We start from the raw sequence: 21,815 nt of genomic DNA, 5'->3' as shown, positions 1-21,815 counted from the left end.
GGAAACCCGCCTGTCGCGCCCACTCAGGACGCTCCGCTGAGCGCCCTGATCAGGAAGTAAGAGAGCACCGCCAGGGTCGCGGAGGCGGGGATGGTGAAGATCCAGGCCCACACGATGCGGCCGGCAACGCCCCAGCGGACCGCCGTGAGGCGTCGCTCCGCGGTGCCGACGCCGACGATTGAGCCCGTGATGGTGTGGGTGGTCGAGACCGGCACGCCCAAAAACGTGGCCATCGCGAGGGTGATGGCCCCGCTCGTCTCCGCGCAAAATCCTCCCACCGGCCGCAGCTTGGTGATCTTCATGCCCATCGTCTTCACGATGCGCCAGCCGCCCGACAGCGTGCCGAGCCCCATCGCCGCGTGACAGAGCAGCACCACCCACAGCTGGGGTTCCGGGTGCTTGCTCTGCGTCTGCAGCCCGGCCGCGATGAGCAGGAGGGTGATGATGCCCATGGTCTTCTGCGCGTCGTTGCCACCGTGCCCCAGGGAGTAGAGAGCAGCCGAGATCAGCTGGCCTCGACGGAACCCTTTGTCCACCTTTCCGGGTCGAGAGCCCCCGAACAGAACCCTAACGAGCTTCATCAGCAAGAAACCAATCAGACCGCCGAGCATGGGTGCCACCACGATGAAGGCCACGGTCTTGCCGAATACCTTCATGTCCAGCACGCTCAGCGCGGGGGTGTTCGCCAGGGCCGAGCCGGCGAAGGCACCCATCAGCGCGTGGGACGACGAGCTCGGCAGTCCCCACCACCAGGTCAACAAGTTCCAGGCGATGGCGCCGATGAGGGTGGCCAAGATCACGTTGTTGGTGACGCTGGAGAGCGCGACGCCCTTGGCGATCGAGGCCGAGACGTGGGTCGGGTAGACGAGAAACGCCACGAAGTTGAAGAACGCTGCCCAGACCACGGCAGCCCGCGGCGACAGCACTCGTGTGCTGACGACCGTCGCGATCGAGTTGGCCGCGTCGTGGAAGCCGTTGATGAAGTCGAAAACCAGGGCGACGACGATGATCGCGACCAGGTAGGCAGTCATCAGGCGTGCTCCAGAATGATACCCTCGATGATGTTGGCGACGTCCTCGGCGCAGTCCGTCGCGGTCTCCATCGACTCCAGAATGTCGCGCCACTTCATGACCTCGAGGGGGTCCGTGCCCTCCTTGAAGAGCCGCGCCAGACCGCGGCGAAAGATCATGTCGGCGTCGTGTTCGTGCTTGTTGATGGAGCGGCAGAGCTCCAGCAGCGGGGCGGGGTCGCCGATCTTCTGCAGCCCCCCCACCGCCTTGGCCACCTCTGCCACACAAGCTCCAAGGGTCTTGACCAGCTCCAGGGCCTCGGGCCGAGTCGTCTGGATCTCGTAGAGCGCGATCTTGTCCCCGGCCGCGTCCACGAAATCGAGGACCGAGTCGAGGCTGGTGATGAGGTTGTGGATCTCCTCGCGGTCGAGCGGGGTGATCCAGGTCTGGTGGAGCGCCTGCACGACCTCGTGGGTGATCTTGTCCGCCTCGTGCTCGATGTCCTTGATGCGTTTGGCGAGCTCGGTGGACCGCGACGGGTCCTCCAGCATCTCGCGCAGATGCTCCGTCGCGTTGACGGTCTTCTCCGTCATGGCGGAGAACGCCGACCAGAAAACTCCGTCTCGCGTGAGGGCCATGGGGGCTCCTTTATCGGGCGCGACAAAACAAGGGAAGTGGGCCTCGGTCAAGCGCGAGGGTTTCGCGACTCAAAGCGGCGTATTCATTCAATCAAATAGATTCGCCCGAACGTAACAATCCGCTGACCACGGCGGATCGGAGTGTATCGGCGAGCCCGCGCCAGACCGTCCGCTCGACCCGGGGGCGTAGAGCGCCGGCGTCGGACACCCAGCGACCCTGGCGCATGACCCGCTGAACGCGCCTGAGTGCGCCGAGCTCGGAGGACAGATCCCCATCGACCCAGACTAGATCGGCGCGCGCGCCCGGCTGGATCACTCCGCGGTCGGTCGCACCGAGCAGCTGTGCCGCCCCGGAGGTCGCTGCGGCGAGACACTCGTCAATGCCGAGCCCAGCGCGGGCGAGCAGCTCGAGCTCCTCGAACGGGCGAAAGACCGTCGAAAATCCGTATGGGCCGTCACTGCCGTACGCGAACGGCACGCCGCGCTCGCGCAGGAGCAGCAGATTCGCGATGGCGTTTCGCACACCATCGCGCGCGGCAGACTTCGGGAGCCCGCCGGCGATGCCGTCAGGCAACACATCGCCACTGACGGCGAAGGCCTCGGCAAAACGCCGCCACGAACGGCGCACGGGTGCGGTCACCCCCGCGAGTCGCCCGGGCTCGCGATCCCAGCGCTCTTCGGCGCCGAGGCAGGCCGAGTGAAAGACCCAGAGCGTGGGGCACACACTCACCCCACTGCCTGCAACGCGTGCGACGAGCTCGTCATCGAGCGGATCGAAGGCCGAGTGCATCAGCGCATCCACACCGGCCGCGAGCGCCACACGGTAGTCGGCACTCCAGTGGGCGTGGGCCAGGACCCGGAGCCCGAGCGCGTGAGCCTCCTCGACGACACCCCGAGCGACCTTGCGCGAGAACGTTGGCAAGGCCGTGAGATCGTAGGCCCGGTGCATGATGCAGATCTTCACGTGATCCATGCCCGCCGCGGCGACCCGCGCGACCGCCCGGCGGGCGCTCCGCTCATCACCACAGGGGATGGCAGCGCCGAGCCAGACGTGCGCCTGGCTCATCCAGTCGAGGGGATAACCGAGGGGCACGGTGAGCAGGGGTCCGGCCGAGCGAATTGCAGGGCCTGCGTCGCGCTCCGCCTCCGTGTGGCTGCGAAGCGCGGTGATCATCGGCGCCGGACACCCCATGTCTCCCGCCGTCGTGATGCCAGCCCGAAGCGCCGACGACAGATTCTCCGCGACCGAGCGGGGATGGGGGGCTTCGTGGGGCTCGAACAGGCCGACCCGCGCCAGGTGGCAATGGGCGTCGATCAGTCCCGGCAAGAGCGTGCCGCCCCGCAGGTCTCGCGCGCCCGGCGGGAGCGACTCGGCCTGCGGCCGCGGCCGCACCGCGCGGATGAAACCCTTGGCCAGCGTGACCTCGTGCTCACCCGGCACGAACCTGCGACCATCAAACAGGTGATCGACGATCAGGACTTCCGGCGCTTGGGTCACCCCGGCAGCCTAGCCGACCCCGCGCAGGCGGGCGCCTCCCGCGCGCGGAGCAGAAGCCGCCCCGCCCCCGGGAACCCGGCAGCGCCGGAGTTGTCCCCTGCCCTGATGCGCGCAATCTGGCTCCTCGCTCTCCTGGCGGTGGCCTGCACGGGCTCCGAGCGGGCGACCCCGGCGGAGCGCGCCCTGCCGAGCGCGTCGCCGGCGGCAGTGCCCGCACCGGGAGCGAGCGCCACCCGAGCCGACGAGTCCGAGCACGAGCGCCTGTTCTTCCCCAGCGATCCGACGCTGTTCGAGAAGAAACACGCCGCGAAGCCGGGTGAGTGGCTGGACCGCTTCAAGGAGCCCGGAGAGAGTTTCCTGCGTTACAAATCCAAGTCCCCGATCCGCCCGGACTCGAAGCGCGACGCGCTGGTCCTGCAACCGCTGGGCAGCTTCAGTCCGAAAGACGGCGCAGTGCTCGAGAAGATGCGCGACTTCATGGGCGCCTTCTTCGCGCTTCCGGTCGAGCTGCGCTCTCCCATTTCATTGCCCACCAAGGGTCGTCGCACTCGCAGCGAAGGGGGCCGCAAGTGGACACAGCACCACACCCGCGTGCTGCTCGACGAGGTACTCGGCCCCCGCGTGCCCAAGAACGCGGTGGTCTACGTCGGCGTGACGCTCGAAGATCTGTACCCGGAGCCGTCGTGGAATTTTGTTTTCGGCCAGGCGACGCTCGACGAACGAGTGGGCGTCTACTCCCTGGCGCGTTTTTTTCCAGCGTTTTGGGCGGAGCCGAACACGGAGGCGGCCCGCACTCGGGGCATTGCCAAGAGTGTGCAGATCCTGGTGCACGAGACCGGGCACGCTTTTTCCATGGCCCACTGCACCGAGTACGAGTGTGTGATGAACGGGTCGAACTCGAAGGAGGAGCTCGACACGCAGTTCTTCGAGCTCTGCCCCGTGTGCCTACGCAAGCTCGCCTACAGCATCGGGTTCGCCCCCAAGACGCGCTACAAGAACCTCCTGTCGCTCTACCGCAAGGAGGGCATCGGAGACTCGGCGCACTGGCTCGAGCGCAGGCTGCGACAGCTCGACGGGAGACCACCGAAAGACTGACGCGCACAGCCAGGCGGCCGCACTGGGCCCAGAGGTCAGCTGTCGGGCCGAGGTTCGTGCTACACACGGGCGAATGTTGCGACGCTTGGCGTGCATGGGCCTCGCCCTCGTGTGCTTGGTCGGCTGCGGCGCCGCGGCCCGCCACCAAAATGTCTCGGTCCTTCCCCACAAGGAGAGCTCGCCGGACTACCCGGCGAGCGAGAAGCTCCCGGTCGTGCAGATCGCCGAGGCCGAGTGGGTGGACATCACCAAGACCAGGCGTGCGAGTCCCTGCGACCGGCACGCGAAGTTCGTGGCGAAGGATGGGCTCGCGCTGTTGCAGGAGGGGTTGCGAGCGTTGGGCGCCTCGGGGCGGGCCCGCATTTCTGCCGACTGCACTCAGGAGACCGTGCGGCTCACGGTTGGCGAGCGCGAGCTCGACCTGGATTTCCTGCGCGCCTCGGTCGCGCGGGACGCCTGGGGCAAGGCCGTCCGCTTGCACGGGTTTTCGGCCCGCAGCGGCCGCCTGGTCCGCGGCCTGTATCACCTGGAGCAACCGCGAGACACCGACGGCATCGTGATCGTGAACCTGCAGCGTTATCTGCCCACCGAGATCGGCCCGGTCCGCTATCACGTGCAGGAAGACCGCGAAGAGCTGTTCGTGACGTCGAAGGCGGACGACGGAAAGAAGGGGCTGTTCGTGGTCAGCCGCGCCTGGGGAGCGGACGATGATCTCGAGCTCGGGGTTGCGCGTTACACGGTCGTCAAACGCGTCGAGTGACACGTCGGCCAGGCGAGGGCTGAAGGTTCGCGCCCCATTCGGGGGTCACGGACAGCTGCTGCCGGCGATCTGGCTGGCCACCGGATCTGAGCCGGCCCCCAGGGCAATTGCGCACACCTCGGACGATTTTCCCGCGCGCCGGTAGCGCTCCGCCAGCTCCACGAGCATGGCGCGCGCATCGGGCGCATCGACGCTCGCCCTGAAAAAGTTCCACGCGCGGTCGGGGCGGCCCACCCTCACGTAGCTGTCCACCAACCGCTCACGGGCGCCTCGGCTCACGCTGTCGCGACACGGCAGGTCGGGATACTTCTGCCCGGCCTGCAGCGCCTTCAGGTAGTACCCGAGGGCGCGCTGATCGTCCCGCTCACGCCGAGTGTCACCCAGGCGAAGCAGCGCGTAGGCGTACGCCGTGTTGTCCGGCGGCGGATACTTGGCGACCTCGTTGAACGCGGCCACTGCGAGCTCCCACTTTGCGGCATCACTCTCGGCCTCGTGCGCAAACAGCTCGCCGAACGCGAGATACGCCAGCGGGATCCGGCGCGAGCGCGGGTAGTTCTGCACGAGCATGAAAAAACCCTTGCGCGCTGCGGTGCGGTCGCCGAGTTTTTCGGCGGCGAGCGCCTGATCGTACAGAGTGCGGTCGTCTCCTTCCACGGGTAGGTCTTCCGCGCGGCGCAGGCCCTCGACACAGGCTGCGAGAGTGTTGTCGTCCGCCGGTGAGCGCGACGTTGCGCTCGACGGCGGCGCAGCGGCGACCTCCGCGGCCGGCACCTCGATGGCCACGGGGGTTGGCTCCGGGTGATGGGTCGGCGTCGGTCCGCCGCAGGCCCAGACTAGGACTCCAACCCACACGCCGGCGCGCCGCATGGCAAGGGGTGTAGCACGCACCCACGCCGCGGCCTCCGGTCTCCGGAGACCGCCGGACGTAGGGCGACGCTCAGGCTTCGGACTGCACGAGCTTCGGCTCGGCTTGCGGCTTCTCGCCCGCCTCGGCGTCCTCGTCTTCGTAGGCCCGAGAGCCCGCACCCTCGGCGAAGGCGTAGGCCTCTTCGCCGTGCAGCGTGACGTCGAGCCCTTCGAGCTCGTCGTACTTGGCGGCGCGGAGTCCCATGACCTTGTCGAGGATCTTCAGCAGCGTGAACGTGCCGGCCCCCGCGAACGCGGCGGCGGCGCCGACGCCGATCAGCTGCTCGACGAAGACGCTGCTGTTGCCGTGGATCAGGCCGTCTTGTCCCGCCGGGTTCCACACCTTCGAGGCGAGCACGCCAGTGAGCAACGCCCCGAGGATGCCGCCGACGCCGTGAACACCGAACACATCGAGGCTGTCGTCGTAACCGAAGCGCCCCTTCAGGAGCACCCCGCCGTAACACACGACACCCGCAGCGAGGCCGAGGGCAGCCGCGCTCATCGGGCTCACGAAGCCTGCCGCCGGGGTGATCGCCACCAGTCCCGCGACGAGTCCGGAGGCCACACCCAGCGCCGACGGTTTGCCGAAGCGCACCCACTCCACCGCGGCCCACGCCACGGCGCCCACCGCCGCTGCAACGTGGGTGTTGACCAGCGCGAGGGCCGCGAGCCCGTTCGCGCCGAGCGCCGAGCCGGCGTTGAAACCAAACCAACCGACCCACAACAGCCCCGCGCCGAGCAGCGTCATCGTGAGGTTGTGGGGCGGGGATTTACGCTTGGGATATCCGGCGCGTTTACCCAACATCAAGGCGAACACCAGCGCGGACACACCCGACGACAGGTGCACGACCGTGCCGCCGGCGAAGTCGAGCGCACCACGGGTCAGGAGCCAACCCCCGGGTCCCCAGACCCAGTGACACAACGGCGCGTAGATGAGCACCGACCAGAGCAGCGTGAACACCGCGTAGGTGGAGAACTTCACCCGCTCCGCGTAGGCGCCGGAGATCAGCGCGGGGGTGATGATGGCGAACATCATCTGATAGGCCATGAACAACAGGTGGGGGATGGTCGTGCCTTCGCGTGGCTCGAAGCCGACCCCTGCCAGGAATGCGTACTGCATTCCACCAATGAACCCGCCGTGGGTCTGACCAAACGCGAGGGAATAACCGATGGTGATCCACGTCACCGTGACGATGCCCATCGCAAAGAAGCTGTGCATGAAGGTCGACAGCACGTTCTTCGCCCGGACCATGCCGCCGTAGAAGAGCGCCAGCCCCGGTGTCATCAGCAGCACCAGCGCCGTCGAAACCAAAACCCACGCCGTATCTCCCCCGTTGATCTCGTTCATGCTTGTTTCCAGGCTCCGCACGGGAGCCTGACAAGCGTGTGTTTCGGTGATGTTTCGAGCGCGTTTTCGCCAGCGCGCACCGGAAAATGAATCCGACACCTGCCCACACCGGCGGGGAGCGGGCTCAGTCCGAGGGAAATTGGCGCACGGTCTTGGTGGTGACCGGGGCATGCGCGCCCGCGGGCGCGGCGGCTTTCGGCTGGTTCGACTCGGGACGTTCGAAACCACAGACCAGGAGCTCGAACGCACGATAGACGAGGTCTTCGGGGGTCAACGAGCGCGGCGTGCTGCGCGCCGAAACCCGCTCGAGCACCCAGCCGTCTTCGCCCGTGCGCTCCAGCGTGCAGACCGGCAAGCTGATCATCCGGTGGTGTCGGCGCCCCGAGCCCGATGCCGCGGGCCACTGCGCGACGTGCACGTGCACGGCAGAGCCCGGCTCGTGGTGGGTGTACAGGTAGACCACCGCCAAGCCGACGCGCAGCTCGAGGATGCGCAGTGCGCCCAGATTGCCCGGCCCGTCGTCGGCCCGGGCGTGGCGCACGATCTCGATCTTGCTGCCCGTGGCGCGGGTGAACTCGGCGGCGCGGGCCTCGACCTGCGCGTGGACCTCGACCCACAGCGCATCGAGCGCCGCTTTGGCCCAGGCCTCGCGATCACGCACCGCCCGCTCGGCCTCGCGTCGACGCCGCTCGGCTTCGAGGCGCTCGGCCTCGATCTGTTGCATGCGCGAAAAAAGTTGGTCCCAGCGCGACAGCTTCGACTCTCCTCGGATCTGGTACGAGTGTAACACCAGCTAGCTTCCCGCGTGGGTCGGCGGGTTATGCTGGGCGCATGAGAGACCCCTTCCGGCGCTCGGGGCCGCGTCCCCATGACGGGATGTGTGGGCTCAGCGCGGCCGATACCCGGCGGGGGCAGCGGTCTTGAGCGCGGTCCGGGATTACCTCGAGGCGCTGCGCGACGACGCCGGCGACTGGTGCGAGACCCGCTCTCCGTGGGGCCGGCTGCCCCTCTATCTGTACCTGGTGTACGCGGGCATCCGACACCTGTTCGACCCGATGTACCGCTCGTGGTTCGCCGGCCTGACGCTGGTGCTGCACGAGCTCGGGCACCTGCTCTTCAGCATGTTCGGCCAAACGCTGATGTTGCTCGGCGGCAGTCTCACGCAGCTCGCCTGCCCGGCGTTTGCCGCGGTCTACCTGTTGTTCTTTCAGCGCGACTGGTTCGGCCTGATCGTCGGAGGCTCGTGGCTGGCGTTCAGCACCTGGGAGCTCGCGACCTACGTGGACGACGCCAACAAGGGACAACTCGCGCTGGTCGGCTTTGGGGACAAGGTCCTGCACGACTGGGACACCCTGCTCACCCAGTGGCACCTGCTGAACTACTGCGGCACGTTCGCGACCGTCTTGCGGTTCTTGTCGACCGGCGCTTGGGTGTTGTCGATGGCGCTCGGCGCGTGGTTGTTCTGGAACATGTTTCGGGCGCGGCGCGGCACCAGCTTCTGAGCCACCGCGGGCGACAGGCGCGTGATAACTTCGGCGGTCGGAGGGACGATGCCGAAGTTTCCGAACGAACCTGCCGAATACCGCGCCGCGCGCCAGGAGCTCCTTGCTGCCGAGGCCAACCTGCGGGACGAGCTCGAGCGCGTTGCTGCGCTCCGGCGCGCGCTGCCGATGGGCGGACGGGTGACGGAGGATTACCTCTTCGAGACCCTGGTGGAGGGTGCAGCAACAACGCTGCGACTGAGCGAGCTGTTCGCCGATGGTCAGAGCACCCTGTTCCTGTACAGCTTCATGTACGGGCCCAACGCCGAGCGGCCGTGTCCGTTGTGCACATCGATGCTCGACGGCTTGAACGGTCAAGCCGACCACATCAGGCAGCGCACGAGCTTGGCGGTCGTGGCACGTTCCCCCATCAACCGCATCATGGATTTTGCCGAGACGCGCGCATGGACCCGACTCGGCCTGCTGTCGTCGGCGAACAACAGCTACAACCGCGACTACTTCGGCGAAGACGCGCAGGGCAACCAGTGGCCAATGGCCAACGTGTTCGTGAAACAGCCGGACGGGGTGCACCACTTCTGGGGCTCCGAGCTGCTCTACGAAAAGAGCGTGACGGGACAGGGGAGCCGCCACGTCGATCTGCTGTGGCCGCTCTGGAACGTGCTCGATCTCACGCCCGAGGGTCGAGGCGCGAGGTTCCACCCGAAGCTGTCGTACGAGTGAGGCGCTCGGGTCGGCGCTTGTGCTAAATCAGCGCGTATCAGTGGCGCGGCCCCTTGGCGGAATGGCAGACGCAGGGGATTTAAAATCCTCAGTCCGTAAGGACATCCGAGTTCGAGTCTCGGAGGGGCCACTCACGAAGATCGCTCAGCTTTTCGTCACTCGAAGTTTTCGCCCAAAAGCGCCACGAGACAGTTGGCGACACAGTTGCGCGTTCAGTGCTTCGCGTTTGGGGGCGGTGTAGACATGAGTGTGGCCAAGCGGATCACGAAGCGCGCAGCGAATTCGCGCGACCAGCTGTCAACGGCGGTCTGGGTGCTGGGCCGTGAGGCCGAATCGTCCGGTGAGCACGCGATCAGCAGCCTGGCCCCCATCCTAGAAGCGGTCGCCCATGCGATTGAACCAGAGGAAGACCGCGAAGCGCTGTCGCGGCGTGCCACGCAGGCGCTCGCGCGCATGCGGAGCGAGGCCATGGCGTTTTTGAAGGCTCACATCGGCCCGAGTCGATGCCTGACGCCAGCAGAAACGTACGACCTTCTCCTGGAGGAATTGGACCACATGCTGGCGAAGCGCTGCACGCTGTTGGCGCTGGAGATCGTGGCCGGGGCCGCACTTGAAGCCCTCTCCGCCCAAGGCGTGACGAAGCCGCGCGCGAGCTCAGAGAACTTCGACCGAGAGCGGCTTGCGCAGAAGCTCGAGAAGATGATGCGAAGCGCGAAGCGGTGCGGCCAGAAAGAACTACTTGATCGCGCCGCCGTCGTTCGTGAACTGCTTGTCGCCGGTGGGATGAGCAGCGCCGAGATCCGGCAGCTCAAGAAGGCCCGTAGCAAGCGCGAACGTCGCGCCGACATGCGGGACTGACCCCGTTCTGCGAAGCGGCGACATCGTGTGCGGAGTCGTGCGCGCCATGGGACATGGTGAACCACAGAGGTCACCATGTTCGATCGACTCACTATCCGCCGTGTCGCAGTAGACGCCGACGTTGACGCGCGCTCGGCCGAAAAAGAGATCCGCCGCGCGCAGGGAGAAGATCTCCCGCCGGTGCGAGGACGGGCCGGCGAACGAGTGCGCGCCTCGATGGCTCGCCACGGTATCCGCCCAGCGTCGGCTCCGAGAGCGCATCTTTGGGGTTCGGGCCTTCCCTCCCGTGGCGCCATCGTGGCGGCGCCAACCGCGAGTGTCCTTTGCGTTCGACTCGCGGTTTCCAGATGCTCCAAGCGGCGGCGCGTTTCACCGGAGCAACTTCCCCCGGTGTCGAGCGCGCGCGCTGCACCCTTGTCCCCACCCGTTTCAGGAGTGACAGATGACATTTCCAGTTCTAGATCGCGGTGAAGGTCGCTGCGAGTTCGAGCGCCACCCGCACGCCGAGCGCCCCTTCGACGGCGGGCAGTTTCGCGCCGCATTGATCCGGTCGGGCGCGCTGCGTCCCACGACACCGCGCGAGCCGGGCACTTGCACGTTGACGCAACTGCGGCGCCCGATCGAAACGCCGGTGTTGCGGCTCGACGCTCGCGGCCGCGCCGCTGCTGCGAGGCACATCGAGCGCGGGCCGGACTGGCGCGTGCTCGTAGATTGGAGGGCAGCGTGATCCGAGTTGGCGTCCTGCAACTGGACGACGCCGGTCGAGCATCGCTCCCCCCATCGGCTGCGCTCGTGCGCTTGACCGTCTGCGCCCTGGTCGCTTTTGCGACCATGACGTGGGCCATGCAGATCGGGATCGGGGTCGGCGTGGGATTCCCCCAGGCGCCCAGCGCGGTCGACGCGGGAGCGGGGTGACGTGGCACCGTTGATCGCCTCGCTTCGCGCCCGCGGGCACGTCGTGCGCCTCGACGGGCTGCGCGTCGTGCTCTTGCTCGCGCCCGGTGCTGACGCTGCGAAAGCGGAGCAGTGGGCGCGGACGAACGAGGCCCAGCTCCGCGCCGAGCTCGTGTCCGAGCAGCACGCCGCGTGCGGGATGGCGCGCGAGGCTTTCGTGGGCGGTCGGGTGCGTGAAGTCCGTGGGCCAGATGGCGAGCCGGTGCGCGGCGAGGTGGAGGTGATCGAGAGTGCGCGCTTCGAGGCGGCAACGTGATCCTCCGGGATTCCAGGGGTTTGACGGGGCGCCCCGGCGGGTTCGTTGCGATTTCCCGAGGCAGACCGTACAGTTTTCACAGGACAGGACGCCGTGGACAACCGAGGACCCCGCTTTCCAGACCGTGCGCGGGAGAAAGCACAATCCCGCCGCGCAGACGCACGTGCTCTCGCCGTGGGCACCGTAACCCGAGTCCAGCTCGCACGCGACAACGCCTTCCTTCCCGCGACTATGTCTCGGGCTCCGCTCGACTTCCGGCGAATTCGCTCGCCGCGATGAGCGGCCCGCCGCCGCTGTCCTTCAGCGACGCGCTCGACATCCTCCGACGCATCGGCGGACAGAAGATCGTTCTCGTCGGCGGGCAGGCCGTCAACTACTGGGCCGAGCGCTACGCGCACAACGTGAAGGCCCTGCGGGCAGCGATGCCCTTCACCAGCAAGGACATTGACTTCCAAGGGCTGCGCCCTGACGTCGAGGAATGCGCTCGGCGCTTGGGTGGGAAAGCGCTTTTGGCGAGCTTCGATGACAACACGCCCAATTCCGGCGTCGTGCACTTCAAGGACAGGCACGGGCACGAGCGAACGATCGATTTCCTGGCGAACGTCGCCGGCGTGAACGAGAAGCAGCTCTTGGCTACAGCTGTTCCCGTTCCCTTGCCGAGGAGCGGCGGCGAAGTGCTCGTTATGCACCCGTCGCTCTGCCTCGAAAGCCGGGCGCACAACGTGGCGCGCCTGCCGGGCTACGACACCCCCGCGGCACGGAAGCAACTGCGGGCCGCGATCTACTGCGCCCGGGAGTTCATCGCGGAAGCGTTGGCCGCGGGCGAAGTGCGTCAAGCGCTGAAAATGTCGGAGCGGATCTTCAAGTTCTCGCTGAAGAACACCGCCGTCAGGCTGGCCATGGACAAGAACATCGATGTCTTTCGGGCTGTCCAGTCACACCGCGCGATGCCCGAGAACTTTCGCAAGCGACGTTATCCGCAGATGGTCGTAGAACTCGCCAAGGAGCGCGCGCGTGTCGGCCGTCGGCGGAAGTAGGACTACCGGTGACGAATCAGCCGCTCACGCCGGCGTCATCGCCCGCGAGGTCGAGCTGCGCGGGAAGCCCGGGTCAGAATCCCTTGCCCGGGACGCCATCCGAGCCACGCTGACTTGACGGGCGTCAACATGAGGCTCGCGGCCGCGTGGGAGCATTCCGCAGCGAGGGCCTCATGGATTCATTCGTCGTGTGCGAGTCGTGCCAGCGGCACGTCAAGGCAACCGAGACTGCGTGTCCATTCTGTCGTTCCGCACGCAGTCGCGTGGGAATGACCGCGGCGCTGGTGGTTGGAGTGGGCCTGTCGCTCGCCGCATGTGGCGGCGACTCCGACGGCAATGGCAGCGGCGGAGCTTCGGGCAGCGGCGGTTCTGCCACCGGCGGCGCAGCAGGCACGGGCGGTTCTGCCACCGGCGGCACCGCTGGCACGAGCTCCGGCGGCGAGGGCGGCATCCTCCCCGCATACGGACCCCCACCCTTTGGTGGCGCAGCCGGCACGGCCGGCGCGGGTGGCAGCGCCACGGGTGGCAGCGGCGGCACGGCTGGCAGTGCCACGGGCGGCGGCGGCGCGATGCCCGCCTACGGACCCCCGCCGTCGGACGCAGGCTGAGTCAGACGAGCGCAGGCAGGCTCGCGACCCAATCGGCCGGGGCGCTTTCGAGCACGAGCTCGAAGCTCGCCGTGTCCCGATTTTCACCGGGCGCTTCACCGACCCGGCACAGGCGCTCGCGCTTGCCGGCAGCCAGCAGCTCCAGCGCGCGGTGATGGCAGTACGGGTTGTTGCCGACCCTTCCGAGAAGTGTGGAGCTGGTCCAGATACAACCGCCCTTGCAGGTCTCGGCGTAGTAACACGAGCGGCAGAAGCCCCAGAGATCGTCGAGCACGAAGCCGCGGGTGAATTGCAGCTCGGGTGCGTGGTCCCAGATCTCGCGGATGGGCTGCTCTCGCACGTTGCCGCCGACGAATCCCTTCGAGGCCATGGCGGAGCAGCCCTTCACGTCGCCATTGGCCTCGATGCCCATGGTGCGAATGCCGCCGCCACAACCGCTGGAGAATCCCTGGCGCGTGCGATCAGCTCGCAGCAAGTGCTCGTACGGCCCGAAGTACCCCACGTTGTTCCCGGGCCAGAGCTTCACCCCCAGCTCGTCGGCACGGCGTCGCGCCAGGGCGATGCGCGGCATCACCTCGAGGATGTCGTGGGGTTCGAGCCACAGATCCTCGGCCTCCGCCGCGCGCCCCATCGGCACCATCAGCTGCACTTGCCAGCCGTACACGCCACGGGCCGCCGCAAGCTCCACGATGCTCTCCAGCTCGCGGAAGTTCCGTCGATTCACCTGGGTGTTACAGCCGACCGCGACGCCGCGCTCATGCAGCAGCTCGAGCGCGCGGAGCGCCCCACGGTGACTGCCCGCGAGCCCACGCAGGTGGTCGTGGGTCGCTTCCAGTCCGTCCACCGAGACGCTCACCGCGGTGATGTCAGCGTCTCGTAGGCCGTCGGCGAGCTCGGGTGTAATGCCCCGGCCGCCGGTGACCATGGTGCATTCGATGCCGCGCGAGCGGATAGCCCGCACCAGCTCGAGGAAGTCCTTGCGCAGGTAAGCCTCTCCGCCGTGAACGGCGATCTCCGCCGTGCCTGCGTCGCGGAGCTGCGCAACGACGTCGAGCATCTCCGCCGTCGAGAGCTCGTTCGGGTGACTCTTGCCAGCGCGCGTGCCGCAGAATCGGCAGTGCTGATCGCAGCGCAGCGTCGTCTCCCAGACCACGAGCAGCGGGCGAATGTCGCTCACGACCTGCAAGCGGCGGGGCTCGGCACGGATCACGGGTCGATATTAGCCCGCGCAGGCGTGAGAATCTCGTACTGACCGCACACTTCGCCGCGGCTGACCGCTTGCGGCGACGGGCTTGTCCTGCTGCGACGCTGCGCGAGAAGACCGACCTGTCAGAATCGGCCGACGCGTCAAGTCGAGACTTCGCTCCGGTCTCCGGAGCCGGCTCACGTCCAATCACGCGTGAGCACAGCCCCAGCGACTGAACCCTTGGCGCCTTCGGGGATTCACGTTCTACTTGGGGTTCATGCGGAACAGCTCGGCCGGGTGGCTCGGTTTGCTCTTGTTGGGAGCACTCGCGTGCTCCGGACCGGCGGACGCACCGGTCGCTGGGGGCCCAATCGGTACAACGGAGTCGAGCACCCCCACGAGCTGGTTCGACTCGAGCGGGGCGCGAGTGACCCTCCCCGCGCTCGCCAACCAGCCCGCGGAGATCAGAGCGGGGTCCGCCTCAGTCGCGTTTTCATTGGTGGGCGCGCCGGCCACTCCGCTGCTCCGCGAGGACTCGGGCTTCGTCGCCGCGGCCGCGGGCGTCGCCTATCGGCGCGTCCCCGGTGGTCTCGAAGACTGGCTAACGCTCACACAACGGCCGTCGTCGCCGGTCCGTTATCGGCTCACGCTGGAGGGCGTAGCCGGCCTGCGACAGATCGCTAGCGTGCTCGAGCTGCTCGATGCCCAAGGCACCCCCAGGTTGCGCGTGGGTCCGGCCTACCTCGTCGACGCCATGGGATTGCGCCGCGACGTCCAGCTCGAGCTGCAGGGTTGCGCCACGGACGACAACCCCCTGCCCCCATGGGGCCGCCCCGTCACACCGCCCGGCAGTGATACCTGCGAGCTCGAACTCCGCTTCGACGATGTGGGGCTTCGTTACCCGATCAAGGTCGATCCACCCTGGACCGTCACCTCCAACAACATGGCCGTAGGCCGCGCTTCGGCAGAGGCCATGCGGCTCGCAGACGGCAAGGTTCTGGTGGTCGCGGGTGCAAACAGCGCGACCGCGGAGCTCTACGATCCGGCCACGCGCTCCTGGGCCACGACGGGGTCGATGTCCATCTCTCGGCCCGGAGCCGCGGCGGCGCTGTTGCAGAACGGCAAAGTCCTGGTCACCGGCGGCGCCGCCCTCACCAGCGCCGAGGTTTACGATCCGGCCACCGGCAAGTTCACCGCCACCGGCAACATGAAGGTGGCACGCGCGCGGCACACGGCGACCACGCTGGCCAATGGCAAGGTCCTGATCGCCGGCGGCGCGAATCCGTTCGAGAGCACTGCCTGTGACCTGTACGATCCGACCGCTGGGACGTTCTCGTCCACCGGCGCGTTGGCGACGGCCCGCGCGGACCACACCGCGACTCTCTTGAACGATGGGCGCGTGCTCCTGGTCGGCACCTGGGGCGCTCCGGCCTCGGAGCTCTACTCCCCGACCACCAACGCCTGGACCAGCGCGCCCGGGCTGGGCTCGCTCGAGGACCACACCGCCACGCTGCTCACCGATGGACGCGTGCTCGTCGTCGGCGGGCGCTCCGGCGGCGGGCTGAGCACCACGGACTCCGTGTCCATCTTCAATCCAGTCGGCTCGAGCTGGAGCACGAGCACCACACTGCCCGGACCGATCAGCAAACGCCGCAGCCACGGCGCCGTGCGCGTGACGGACGGGCGCGTGGTCGTAGTTGGCGGCGTCTGCGACGACAGCTGCGCGATCCTCAAGAATTTCTACGACCACAGCGACGCGGTGTTCTTCAACACCAGCGGCAACACCTGGACCCCGAGCAGCACATCGATGAGCATCCCGCGCACCGCTCCCAGCGTGGTCCTTTTGACGAGCGGCAACGCGCTGGTCCTCGGCGACGACGGCTTCGATACCAGCTCGGAAGAGCTCTGCCTGACTCAAGGCTGCGCCTGCAACGTCTCGACGGAATGCTATTCGGGTTTCTGCGTCGACGCTGTGTGCTGCGACTCGGCCTGCAGTGGCACCTGCCAGGCCTGCACCAAGGCGCTCAAGAATCAGGGTCTGGATGGCGCCTGCGGGGACATTGCCGCCGACAACGATCCACAGAGTGAGTGCGCTGCCGCGCCGGCATCCAGCTGCGGCCTGGACGGCATGTGTGACGGCAAGGGTGCGTGCCGGAAACACGTCAGCGGGACGCTGTGCGGTGCGTCGAGCTGCATCGATGGAAGCTCGGAGGTCCACGCCGACAGCTGTGACGGCAGCGGCAGCTGCGTGAAGAACGGTAGCGGGCCGTGCAAGGTCGGCTACCTGTGCAAGAACGACGCTTGCAAGACTGCCTGTGACGACAAGAGCGACTGTGCCGCGGGTTACGAGTGCCTGGGCGGCAGCTGCTCGCTCCGCCCCAACGGGACGCCGTGCGCGGACGCTGGCCAGTGCCAGAGCGGTAACTGCGTGGAGGGCGTGTGCTGCGACGCGGCCTGCGATGGGCAGTGTGAGGCGTGCAAGGAGCTGGGCAAGGTCGGCACCTGCAGCCCCATCTCCGGCGATCCCGCCGCAAAGGGCAAGGCGGCGTGCGGCGCGGGAGAAGGCCCCTGCGGCTCGACGTGCAACGGCGCCGATCCGAAGAAGTGTGTGTACCCGGGCGAAGAGACGAAGTGCAGCGAGGTCGGCACGGTCTGCGACGGCGCCGGCAAGTGTGTGCTCTCGGGTGCGCAGTGCTCTGCCGACGGCTCCGAGAGCGTCGCGACGAATGGAACGAAGACGTCGTGTGGAGATTACCGTTGTGACCCCTCGAGTGGGGAGTGTCGCAGTGTGTGCTCCGTTGCGTCGGACTGTCAGCTTGGGAACATTTGCCAAGGAAAGAAGTGCGTGAGAAAGAGCAACGACGCCGCGAGCGACGACGGCGGATGCAGCACGAGCGGGTCAAGTGCACCATGCGGTGGCAGCGTGCTCGGGCTCGCCTTCTTGGGTGGAGCGCTGCTCCTGCGGCGGCGGCGCTTTGCTTCGACGGCGGTGGCTCTCGCAGCACTCGCCGGCTTGGGCAGCCTGGCCTGCTCGAGCCAAGGACAGGGCGAAGACCAGCAGTACCTTCCGCAGCCTGCCCTCGAGGCTCAGTCCTCGTCTGGCGTCCTCGACGCGCTTCGAGCGCGCTTCGGCGCCCGCGCGATCGAGCGCGGCCTCGCCACGAGCTTCACACGAGTCGACGGCCAGCTCGCAGCGCAGCTTTCGGACGACGACGCCAGCGCGGAGGGCGCGGCCCGTGTGCGACTTCCAGGCGCGGCGGACCAGCCGCTCTCCATCGAGGACGCCGCCAGCGGGATGTCCGCCGAGGTTGGTCTCGAAGGCGCGCGGCCTTCAGCGGTCGTCCTCGCCGATGGTCTCGCAATCTACCCCGCCGCGACCGTCGACGGCGACGTGGTGTTGCGCGTGACGTCGCGCGGCGTGGAGGACTTCGTGAGCCTCGCTCGCCGCCCGAGCGCGCCGCGCATCAGCTACCGCGTGAAACTGCACGCCGTCGCGGGCCTGCGACTCGTCGCAGGTCAGCTGGAGCTTCTCGACGCGCGCGCTGCGCCTCGCCTGCGGGTCACGCCACCCTACGTCGTGGACGCGCGCGGGGCGCGTCACGCCGCCGAGCTCAGCATCGAGGGGTGTGCAGTCGACCGGAGCCCGGTAGCGCCGTTCGATCGCCCGGTGACTCAGCCCGGCGCGGACACCTGCCGGCTGGTGGTGAGCTGGAGCGAAGCACTCGAGTATCCGCTCCTCGTAGACCCGACCTGGACGACCACGCCCGGACAAGGCGGAGTCACGGACCACGCCACGAGCACACTCAAGAACGGGAGTGTATTGCTCTCGCACTTCAACACGAGCTGGGTGTGGAACGGCAGCTGGGCAGCGAGCGGAGCGATGCAGGTCGCGCGCACCAACGCCACAGCCACGACGCTGAACGACGGGCGCGTGCTCGTCGTCGGAGGCGGCAACGCCAGCGCCGAGCTCTACAACCCGGCCACCGGCACCTGGACCGCGACCGGCAGCATGAGCACGAGCCGGCAGGGTCACCGTGCGGTGTTGCTCAACGACGGCAGCGTGCTCGTGACCGGCGGCGACGCCACAGGCACGGCCGAACGCTGGCTGAACGGGACGTTCACCTCGGCGGGCAGCATGGGCAAAGTCCGAACCGGTCACACCGCGACTCTGCTCGGCGACGGGCGAGTGCTCGTGGTCGGGGGCATTGGTGGGGCCACGGATGACAAGAGCACACGGCTCTACAGCCTCACCGCCGGCTGGAGTGCGGGGCCGAACAGCCTCGAGCTGCGCCAGAACCACATCGCAGCTCGGCTCTCGGATGGGCGCGTGCTGATTGCCGGCGGAGAAGACAAGACCGGGCCAGGCGCCATCGCCGAGGCCGAGCTCTACAACCCAACTGGAAACTCGTTCACGCTCGCGACGAGCCTGCCGCAGCCGACACGCATGGCGGTGGCCGTACCCTTCGGTCTGGCCACCAAGGTCTACGTCATCGGCGGGCGCGTGGGCGGGGCGACGACCTCGACCTGGATTTACGACGCCGCCGGCGGCGGTTGGGTCAACGGCGGAAACATGAACCGCGCTCGCTTTCTGCACACCGCGGAGCTGCTCCCGAGCGGACAGATCCTGATCGTCGGCGGTTTCACCGGCGCCGAGACCTTTCCGCCGAGTGAGCTCCAGTGTGTGAACTTCGGCTGCGCCTGCAGCTCGACGACGCCGTGTTTGGTCGGCAGCTGCGTGGACGGGGTCTGCTGCAAGACCGCGTGTACCGGCCCGTGCCAGGCCTGCAGCGCCGCCGTGAAAGGCTCGGGCGCGAACGGCGAGTGCGGCCCCGTCGCCGACGGCTCCGATCCCGGTAACGACTGCGCCACGCAGCCGGCCTCGACCTGCGGCACCATCGGCAGCTGCAATGGCGCGGGCGCGTGCCGCCTGTACGCCGCGGGCACCGAGTGCTCGGCCGGCAACTGCTCCCAGCCAACGGTCGGCGTTCCACCTTCGACCTGCAACGGGAGCGGCACTTGCGTGACGCCCCCGCCAGTCAGCTGCACGGCGGGCTACGCCTGCGTCGGCACGACCTGCAAGACCAGCTGCTCGAGCACGACGGATTGTGCGAGCGGTTTCAGCTGCAAGAACGGCGAGTGCAAGAAGAAGGCGAACGGCGACGGTTGCGCAGACGGCGCGGAATGTACGTCCGGCTTCTGCGTGGACACGGTGTGTTGTGATCAGGACTGCACAGGTCAGTGTGAGGCCTGCAACCAGACCGGCACCCCGGGCCTGTGTGTCCCCGTCGCGGGCGCACCCATCGGAAGTCGACCCGCGTGCGGAGGCACCGCGCCCTGCGCCGGCACCTGCTCCGGCACGGATCCGGACGCATGCACGTTCCCATCGGTGAGCTGCGGCGACGGCATGGCGTGCTCGAACGGGGAGTGCATTCAGACCACCGCGGTGTGCGTGGATGGCGACACCGCCAGCCAGTCCCAGAGCGGCGCAAAGACGGCGTGCAGCCCCTATCGCTGTGACCCCGATACCGGTTCCTGCCGTACGTCCTGCACCAAGGCGAGCGAGTGCACGCTGGGCAGTGTGTGCGACCAAGGGCAATGCAAGAAGGGCGCGGGAGGTACGGGCGGCGCCGACGCGGGCACGGATGGCGGCGGTGGCAGCGGCGGCAAGGCGAGCCCGGCGGGCGACGACGGCGGCTGCGGCTGTCGCATCACCGGATCGGAGCGCCGCTCCCCGACACACGGCGTGCTGGCGCTGTTTTCCCTGGTCGTCGTGCTCGGACGGAGACGGCGAGGTCGAAGAGCAACATGAGCGGCCTCGGTCACACCACCCCGCTGCAGGGCTCACCGATCAAGAGCTCACGGCCAAGCCTCGACGGCCGAGTGATCGCCGGCAAGTACCAGCTCATGCGCTTACTCGGTGAGGGCGGCATGGGCGCCGTCTACGAAGCGCTGCACACGACCACCCACAAACGCTGTGCCGTGAAGCTCCTGATCACTCCGGAGCTCGCTGCGCACCCGGGCATCGTCAAGCGCTTCTTCCGCGAAGCGAAGGCGAGCAGCATCGCCGAGAGTGATCACATCGTGCAGGTCTTCGACTCGGGGACGGACCCCGCGGACAGCCTGCCGTACATGGTGATGGAGCTGCTCTCGGGGCAAGACCTCGATGCACTGCTGAAGACTGCCGGCGCCGTCGAGCCTGCCGCGGCCGTGAAGCTGGTGCTCCAGGCCGCGACGGGCCTCGCGAAGGCACACGAGCGCGGCATCGTGCACCGCGACATCAAACCCGCGAACCTCTACCTCACCCAGCGCGACAACGGCGAGATCACCGTCAAGCTGCTCGACTTCGGCATCGCCAAAGTGAAGATGGAGAACTTCGCCGAGACCTCTCAGGGTCTCACCAAGAGCGGGTCCATGATGGGCACGCCGCTCTACATGTCGCCGGAGCAGGCCCGCGGCAAGAAGGACATCGACTCTCACACGGACGTCTGGTCTCTGGGCGTCGTGCTGTACGTGCTCTTGGCGGGGGAGCTGCCGTACAACTCCGACACCCTCGGCGACCTCCTGGTGGCCATCATCACCACGGACCCGCCGCTGCTCCAGGACCGGGCGCCGTGGGTGCCGCCGGAGATCGCGGAGGTCGTGCACCGGGCGATGCACCGCGAGCCCGGCCGGCGCTACGCCGATGCCGCACAGCTGCGCGATGCCCTCGCCGCCATCAGCCCCGGCGGCTCGCGGCTGTACGCTTCGGACCTGGTCTCGGTGAGTGGCGCCTCCAAAGCCTCGGTCGCGCCGCGCCTGGCCGTCTCCGCGGAGGGGCTGCTGATCGCCGGGACTCGGACCGGGATGAGTGTCACGCAAGAGGCGCCGACGCCCGCGCCCGTCAAACGCCAGCGTTCCACCTTCGGTGTCGTCGCCGCCGTGGTGGTCGCGCTGGTCGTCGGCGGCGTCGGCGGCGCCAAGCTCCTGCGCGCCAGAAAGCGGGATCGCCGGGAGGCGGCCGCGCGAAGCGAACAACCGCAGCTCACGCCGGACAAACCCAAATTCACCGAGATCACCCCGCTCGGCGCCGCGCAGCCCTACGAGCTCGGCATCATCCCCGACAACGCCGAGGTCACGATCGACGGCAACCGCGTGGACGTGAAGAACGGGAAGGTCGAGATCTCCGGCACGCTGGGTGAGACACGAAACGTGAAGCTGACCGTGGGCGGCAAGACCAAGGAGCAAACCGTGGCCGTTTCCCAAAATGGCCTGGTGCCCGACCGCATCGAGCTCGTCGTCAGTGCCCGCACCGAGCCTCGCGGGCGGAAGGGCGCGAAGTCCGAGCCCACTCCGCAAAAGGTCGAGACCGAGCCCACGACCAAGCCGAAGGGCTCTCCCGCCACCGAAAAACCGAAACCCAAAGTCGACACGTCGCAAGACGAATTCAACAAGTAGGAGGA

The 21,815-nt window shown here is 67.9% G+C and carries 18 protein-coding genes and 1 tRNA gene; 12 read left to right on the top strand and 7 right to left on the bottom strand.

From position 1 onward, the window contains the following. Positions 1 to 23: 23 nt before the first annotated feature. The 3 genes from IPI67_11830 to IPI67_11820 all read right to left on the bottom strand — a co-directional run bounded on the left by IPI67_11830 (position 24) and on the right by IPI67_11820 (position 3,146). Positions 24 to 1,031 (bottom strand): inorganic phosphate transporter, encoded by a 1,008-nt coding sequence (locus IPI67_11830; protein MBK7580885.1) that lies wholly within the window; start codon positions 1,029 to 1,031, stop codon positions 24 to 26. Then, positions 1,031 to 1,648 carry a DUF47 domain-containing protein gene (locus IPI67_11825; GenBank protein ID MBK7580884.1) on the bottom strand — a complete coding sequence of 206 codons (618 nt, stop codon included), beginning with the start codon at positions 1,646 to 1,648 and terminating at the stop codon, positions 1,031 to 1,033. Before IPI67_11825 ends, IPI67_11830 begins: the two co-directional genes overlap by 1 nt. 91 nt (positions 1,649 to 1,739) lie before the next feature. Beyond that, a complete protein-coding gene (locus tag IPI67_11820; protein ID MBK7580883.1) occupies positions 1,740 to 3,146 on the bottom strand; it encodes an amidohydrolase family protein in 1,407 nt (468 codons plus the stop codon). Between the two features lie 105 nt (positions 3,147 to 3,251). On the opposite strand from IPI67_11820, the gene IPI67_11815 reads away from it, so the two are divergent. Both IPI67_11815 and IPI67_11810 read left to right on the top strand, forming a co-directional pair. Next, positions 3,252 to 4,241, top strand: a complete 990-nt coding sequence (locus IPI67_11815) for a hypothetical protein (GenBank protein ID MBK7580882.1) — start codon at positions 3,252 to 3,254, stop codon at positions 4,239 to 4,241. Positions 4,242 to 4,314: 73 nt separating this feature from the next. After that, positions 4,315 to 5,001 (top strand): hypothetical protein, encoded by a 687-nt coding sequence (locus IPI67_11810; GenBank protein ID MBK7580881.1) that lies wholly within the window; start codon positions 4,315 to 4,317, stop codon positions 4,999 to 5,001. Positions 5,002 to 5,046: 45 nt separating this feature from the next. Here IPI67_11810 and IPI67_11805 read toward each other — a convergent pair whose 3' ends face one another. The 3 genes from IPI67_11805 to IPI67_11795 form a co-directional block, all read right to left on the bottom strand. Next, on the bottom strand, positions 5,047 to 5,868 hold the full coding sequence (locus tag IPI67_11805; protein MBK7580880.1) for a hypothetical protein: 822 nt from the start codon (positions 5,866 to 5,868) through the stop codon (positions 5,047 to 5,049). 70 nt (positions 5,869 to 5,938) lie between these two features. Further along, positions 5,939 to 7,255, bottom strand: coding sequence for an ammonium transporter (locus tag IPI67_11800; GenBank protein ID MBK7580879.1), 1,317 nt, complete (start codon positions 7,253 to 7,255; stop codon positions 5,939 to 5,941). A 124-nt stretch (positions 7,256 to 7,379) separates the two neighbouring features. Then, positions 7,380 to 7,979 (bottom strand): hypothetical protein, encoded by a 600-nt coding sequence (locus IPI67_11795; protein ID MBK7580878.1) that lies wholly within the window; start codon positions 7,977 to 7,979, stop codon positions 7,380 to 7,382. A gap of 196 nt (positions 7,980 to 8,175) precedes the next feature. On the opposite strand from IPI67_11795, the gene IPI67_11790 reads away from it, so the two are divergent. The 8 genes from IPI67_11790 (at position 8,176) to IPI67_11755 (ending at position 13,190) form a co-directional block, all read left to right on the top strand. Then, positions 8,176 to 8,757 (top strand): hypothetical protein, encoded by a 582-nt coding sequence (locus tag IPI67_11790; protein ID MBK7580877.1) that lies wholly within the window; start codon positions 8,176 to 8,178, stop codon positions 8,755 to 8,757. A 48-nt stretch (positions 8,758 to 8,805) separates the two neighbouring features. Continuing rightward, positions 8,806 to 9,477: a DUF899 family protein gene (locus tag IPI67_11785; GenBank protein ID MBK7580876.1), complete on the top strand. Its 672-nt coding sequence runs from the start codon at positions 8,806 to 8,808 to the stop codon at positions 9,475 to 9,477. A gap of 47 nt (positions 9,478 to 9,524) precedes the next feature. Further along, a tRNA-Leu gene (locus IPI67_11780) sits at positions 9,525 to 9,607 on the top strand. Positions 9,608 to 9,726: 119 nt separating this feature from the next. Beyond that, complete coding sequence (locus IPI67_11775; protein MBK7580875.1) at positions 9,727 to 10,335, top strand: hypothetical protein; 609 nt, start codon at positions 9,727 to 9,729, stop codon at positions 10,333 to 10,335. A gap of 723 nt (positions 10,336 to 11,058) precedes the next feature. Beyond that, positions 11,059 to 11,250 (top strand): hypothetical protein, encoded by a 192-nt coding sequence (locus IPI67_11770; protein ID MBK7580874.1) that lies wholly within the window; start codon positions 11,059 to 11,061, stop codon positions 11,248 to 11,250. Between the two features lies 1 nt (position 11,251). Next, a complete protein-coding gene (locus tag IPI67_11765) occupies positions 11,252 to 11,545 on the top strand; it encodes a hypothetical protein (protein ID MBK7580873.1) in 294 nt (97 codons plus the stop codon). Between the two features lie 275 nt (positions 11,546 to 11,820). After that, a complete protein-coding gene (locus IPI67_11760) occupies positions 11,821 to 12,582 on the top strand; it encodes a hypothetical protein (GenBank protein ID MBK7580872.1) in 762 nt (253 codons plus the stop codon). A 173-nt stretch (positions 12,583 to 12,755) separates the two neighbouring features. Beyond that, on the top strand, positions 12,756 to 13,190 hold the full coding sequence (locus IPI67_11755) for a hypothetical protein (GenBank protein MBK7580871.1): 435 nt from the start codon (positions 12,756 to 12,758) through the stop codon (positions 13,188 to 13,190). Between the two features lies 1 nt (position 13,191). On the opposite strand, the gene IPI67_11750 is transcribed toward IPI67_11755, so the two are convergent. Next, positions 13,192 to 14,400 (bottom strand): radical SAM protein, encoded by a 1,209-nt coding sequence (locus IPI67_11750; GenBank protein MBK7580870.1) that lies wholly within the window; start codon positions 14,398 to 14,400, stop codon positions 13,192 to 13,194. 253 nt (positions 14,401 to 14,653) lie between these two features. Between IPI67_11750 and IPI67_11745 the strand changes: the two genes are divergently transcribed. Both IPI67_11745 and IPI67_11740 read left to right on the top strand, forming a co-directional pair. Then, positions 14,654 to 20,185 carry a hypothetical protein gene (locus tag IPI67_11745; protein ID MBK7580869.1) on the top strand — a complete coding sequence of 1,844 codons (5,532 nt, stop codon included), beginning with the start codon at positions 14,654 to 14,656 and terminating at the stop codon, positions 20,183 to 20,185. Then, positions 20,182 to 21,810: a serine/threonine protein kinase gene (locus IPI67_11740; protein ID MBK7580868.1), complete on the top strand. Its 1,629-nt coding sequence runs from the start codon at positions 20,182 to 20,184 to the stop codon at positions 21,808 to 21,810. The genes IPI67_11745 and IPI67_11740 overlap by 4 nt, the downstream gene beginning before the upstream one ends. The last annotated feature ends 5 nt before the right edge of the window (positions 21,811 to 21,815 follow it).

It is taken from the genome of Myxococcales bacterium (assembly GCA_016706225.1).
Taxonomy (GTDB): Bacteria; Myxococcota_A; Polyangia; order Polyangiales; family Polyangiaceae; genus JADJKB01.
Note: the sequence above shows the minus strand (reverse complement) of the source record. Positions and strands in the feature narration are given on the sequence as shown.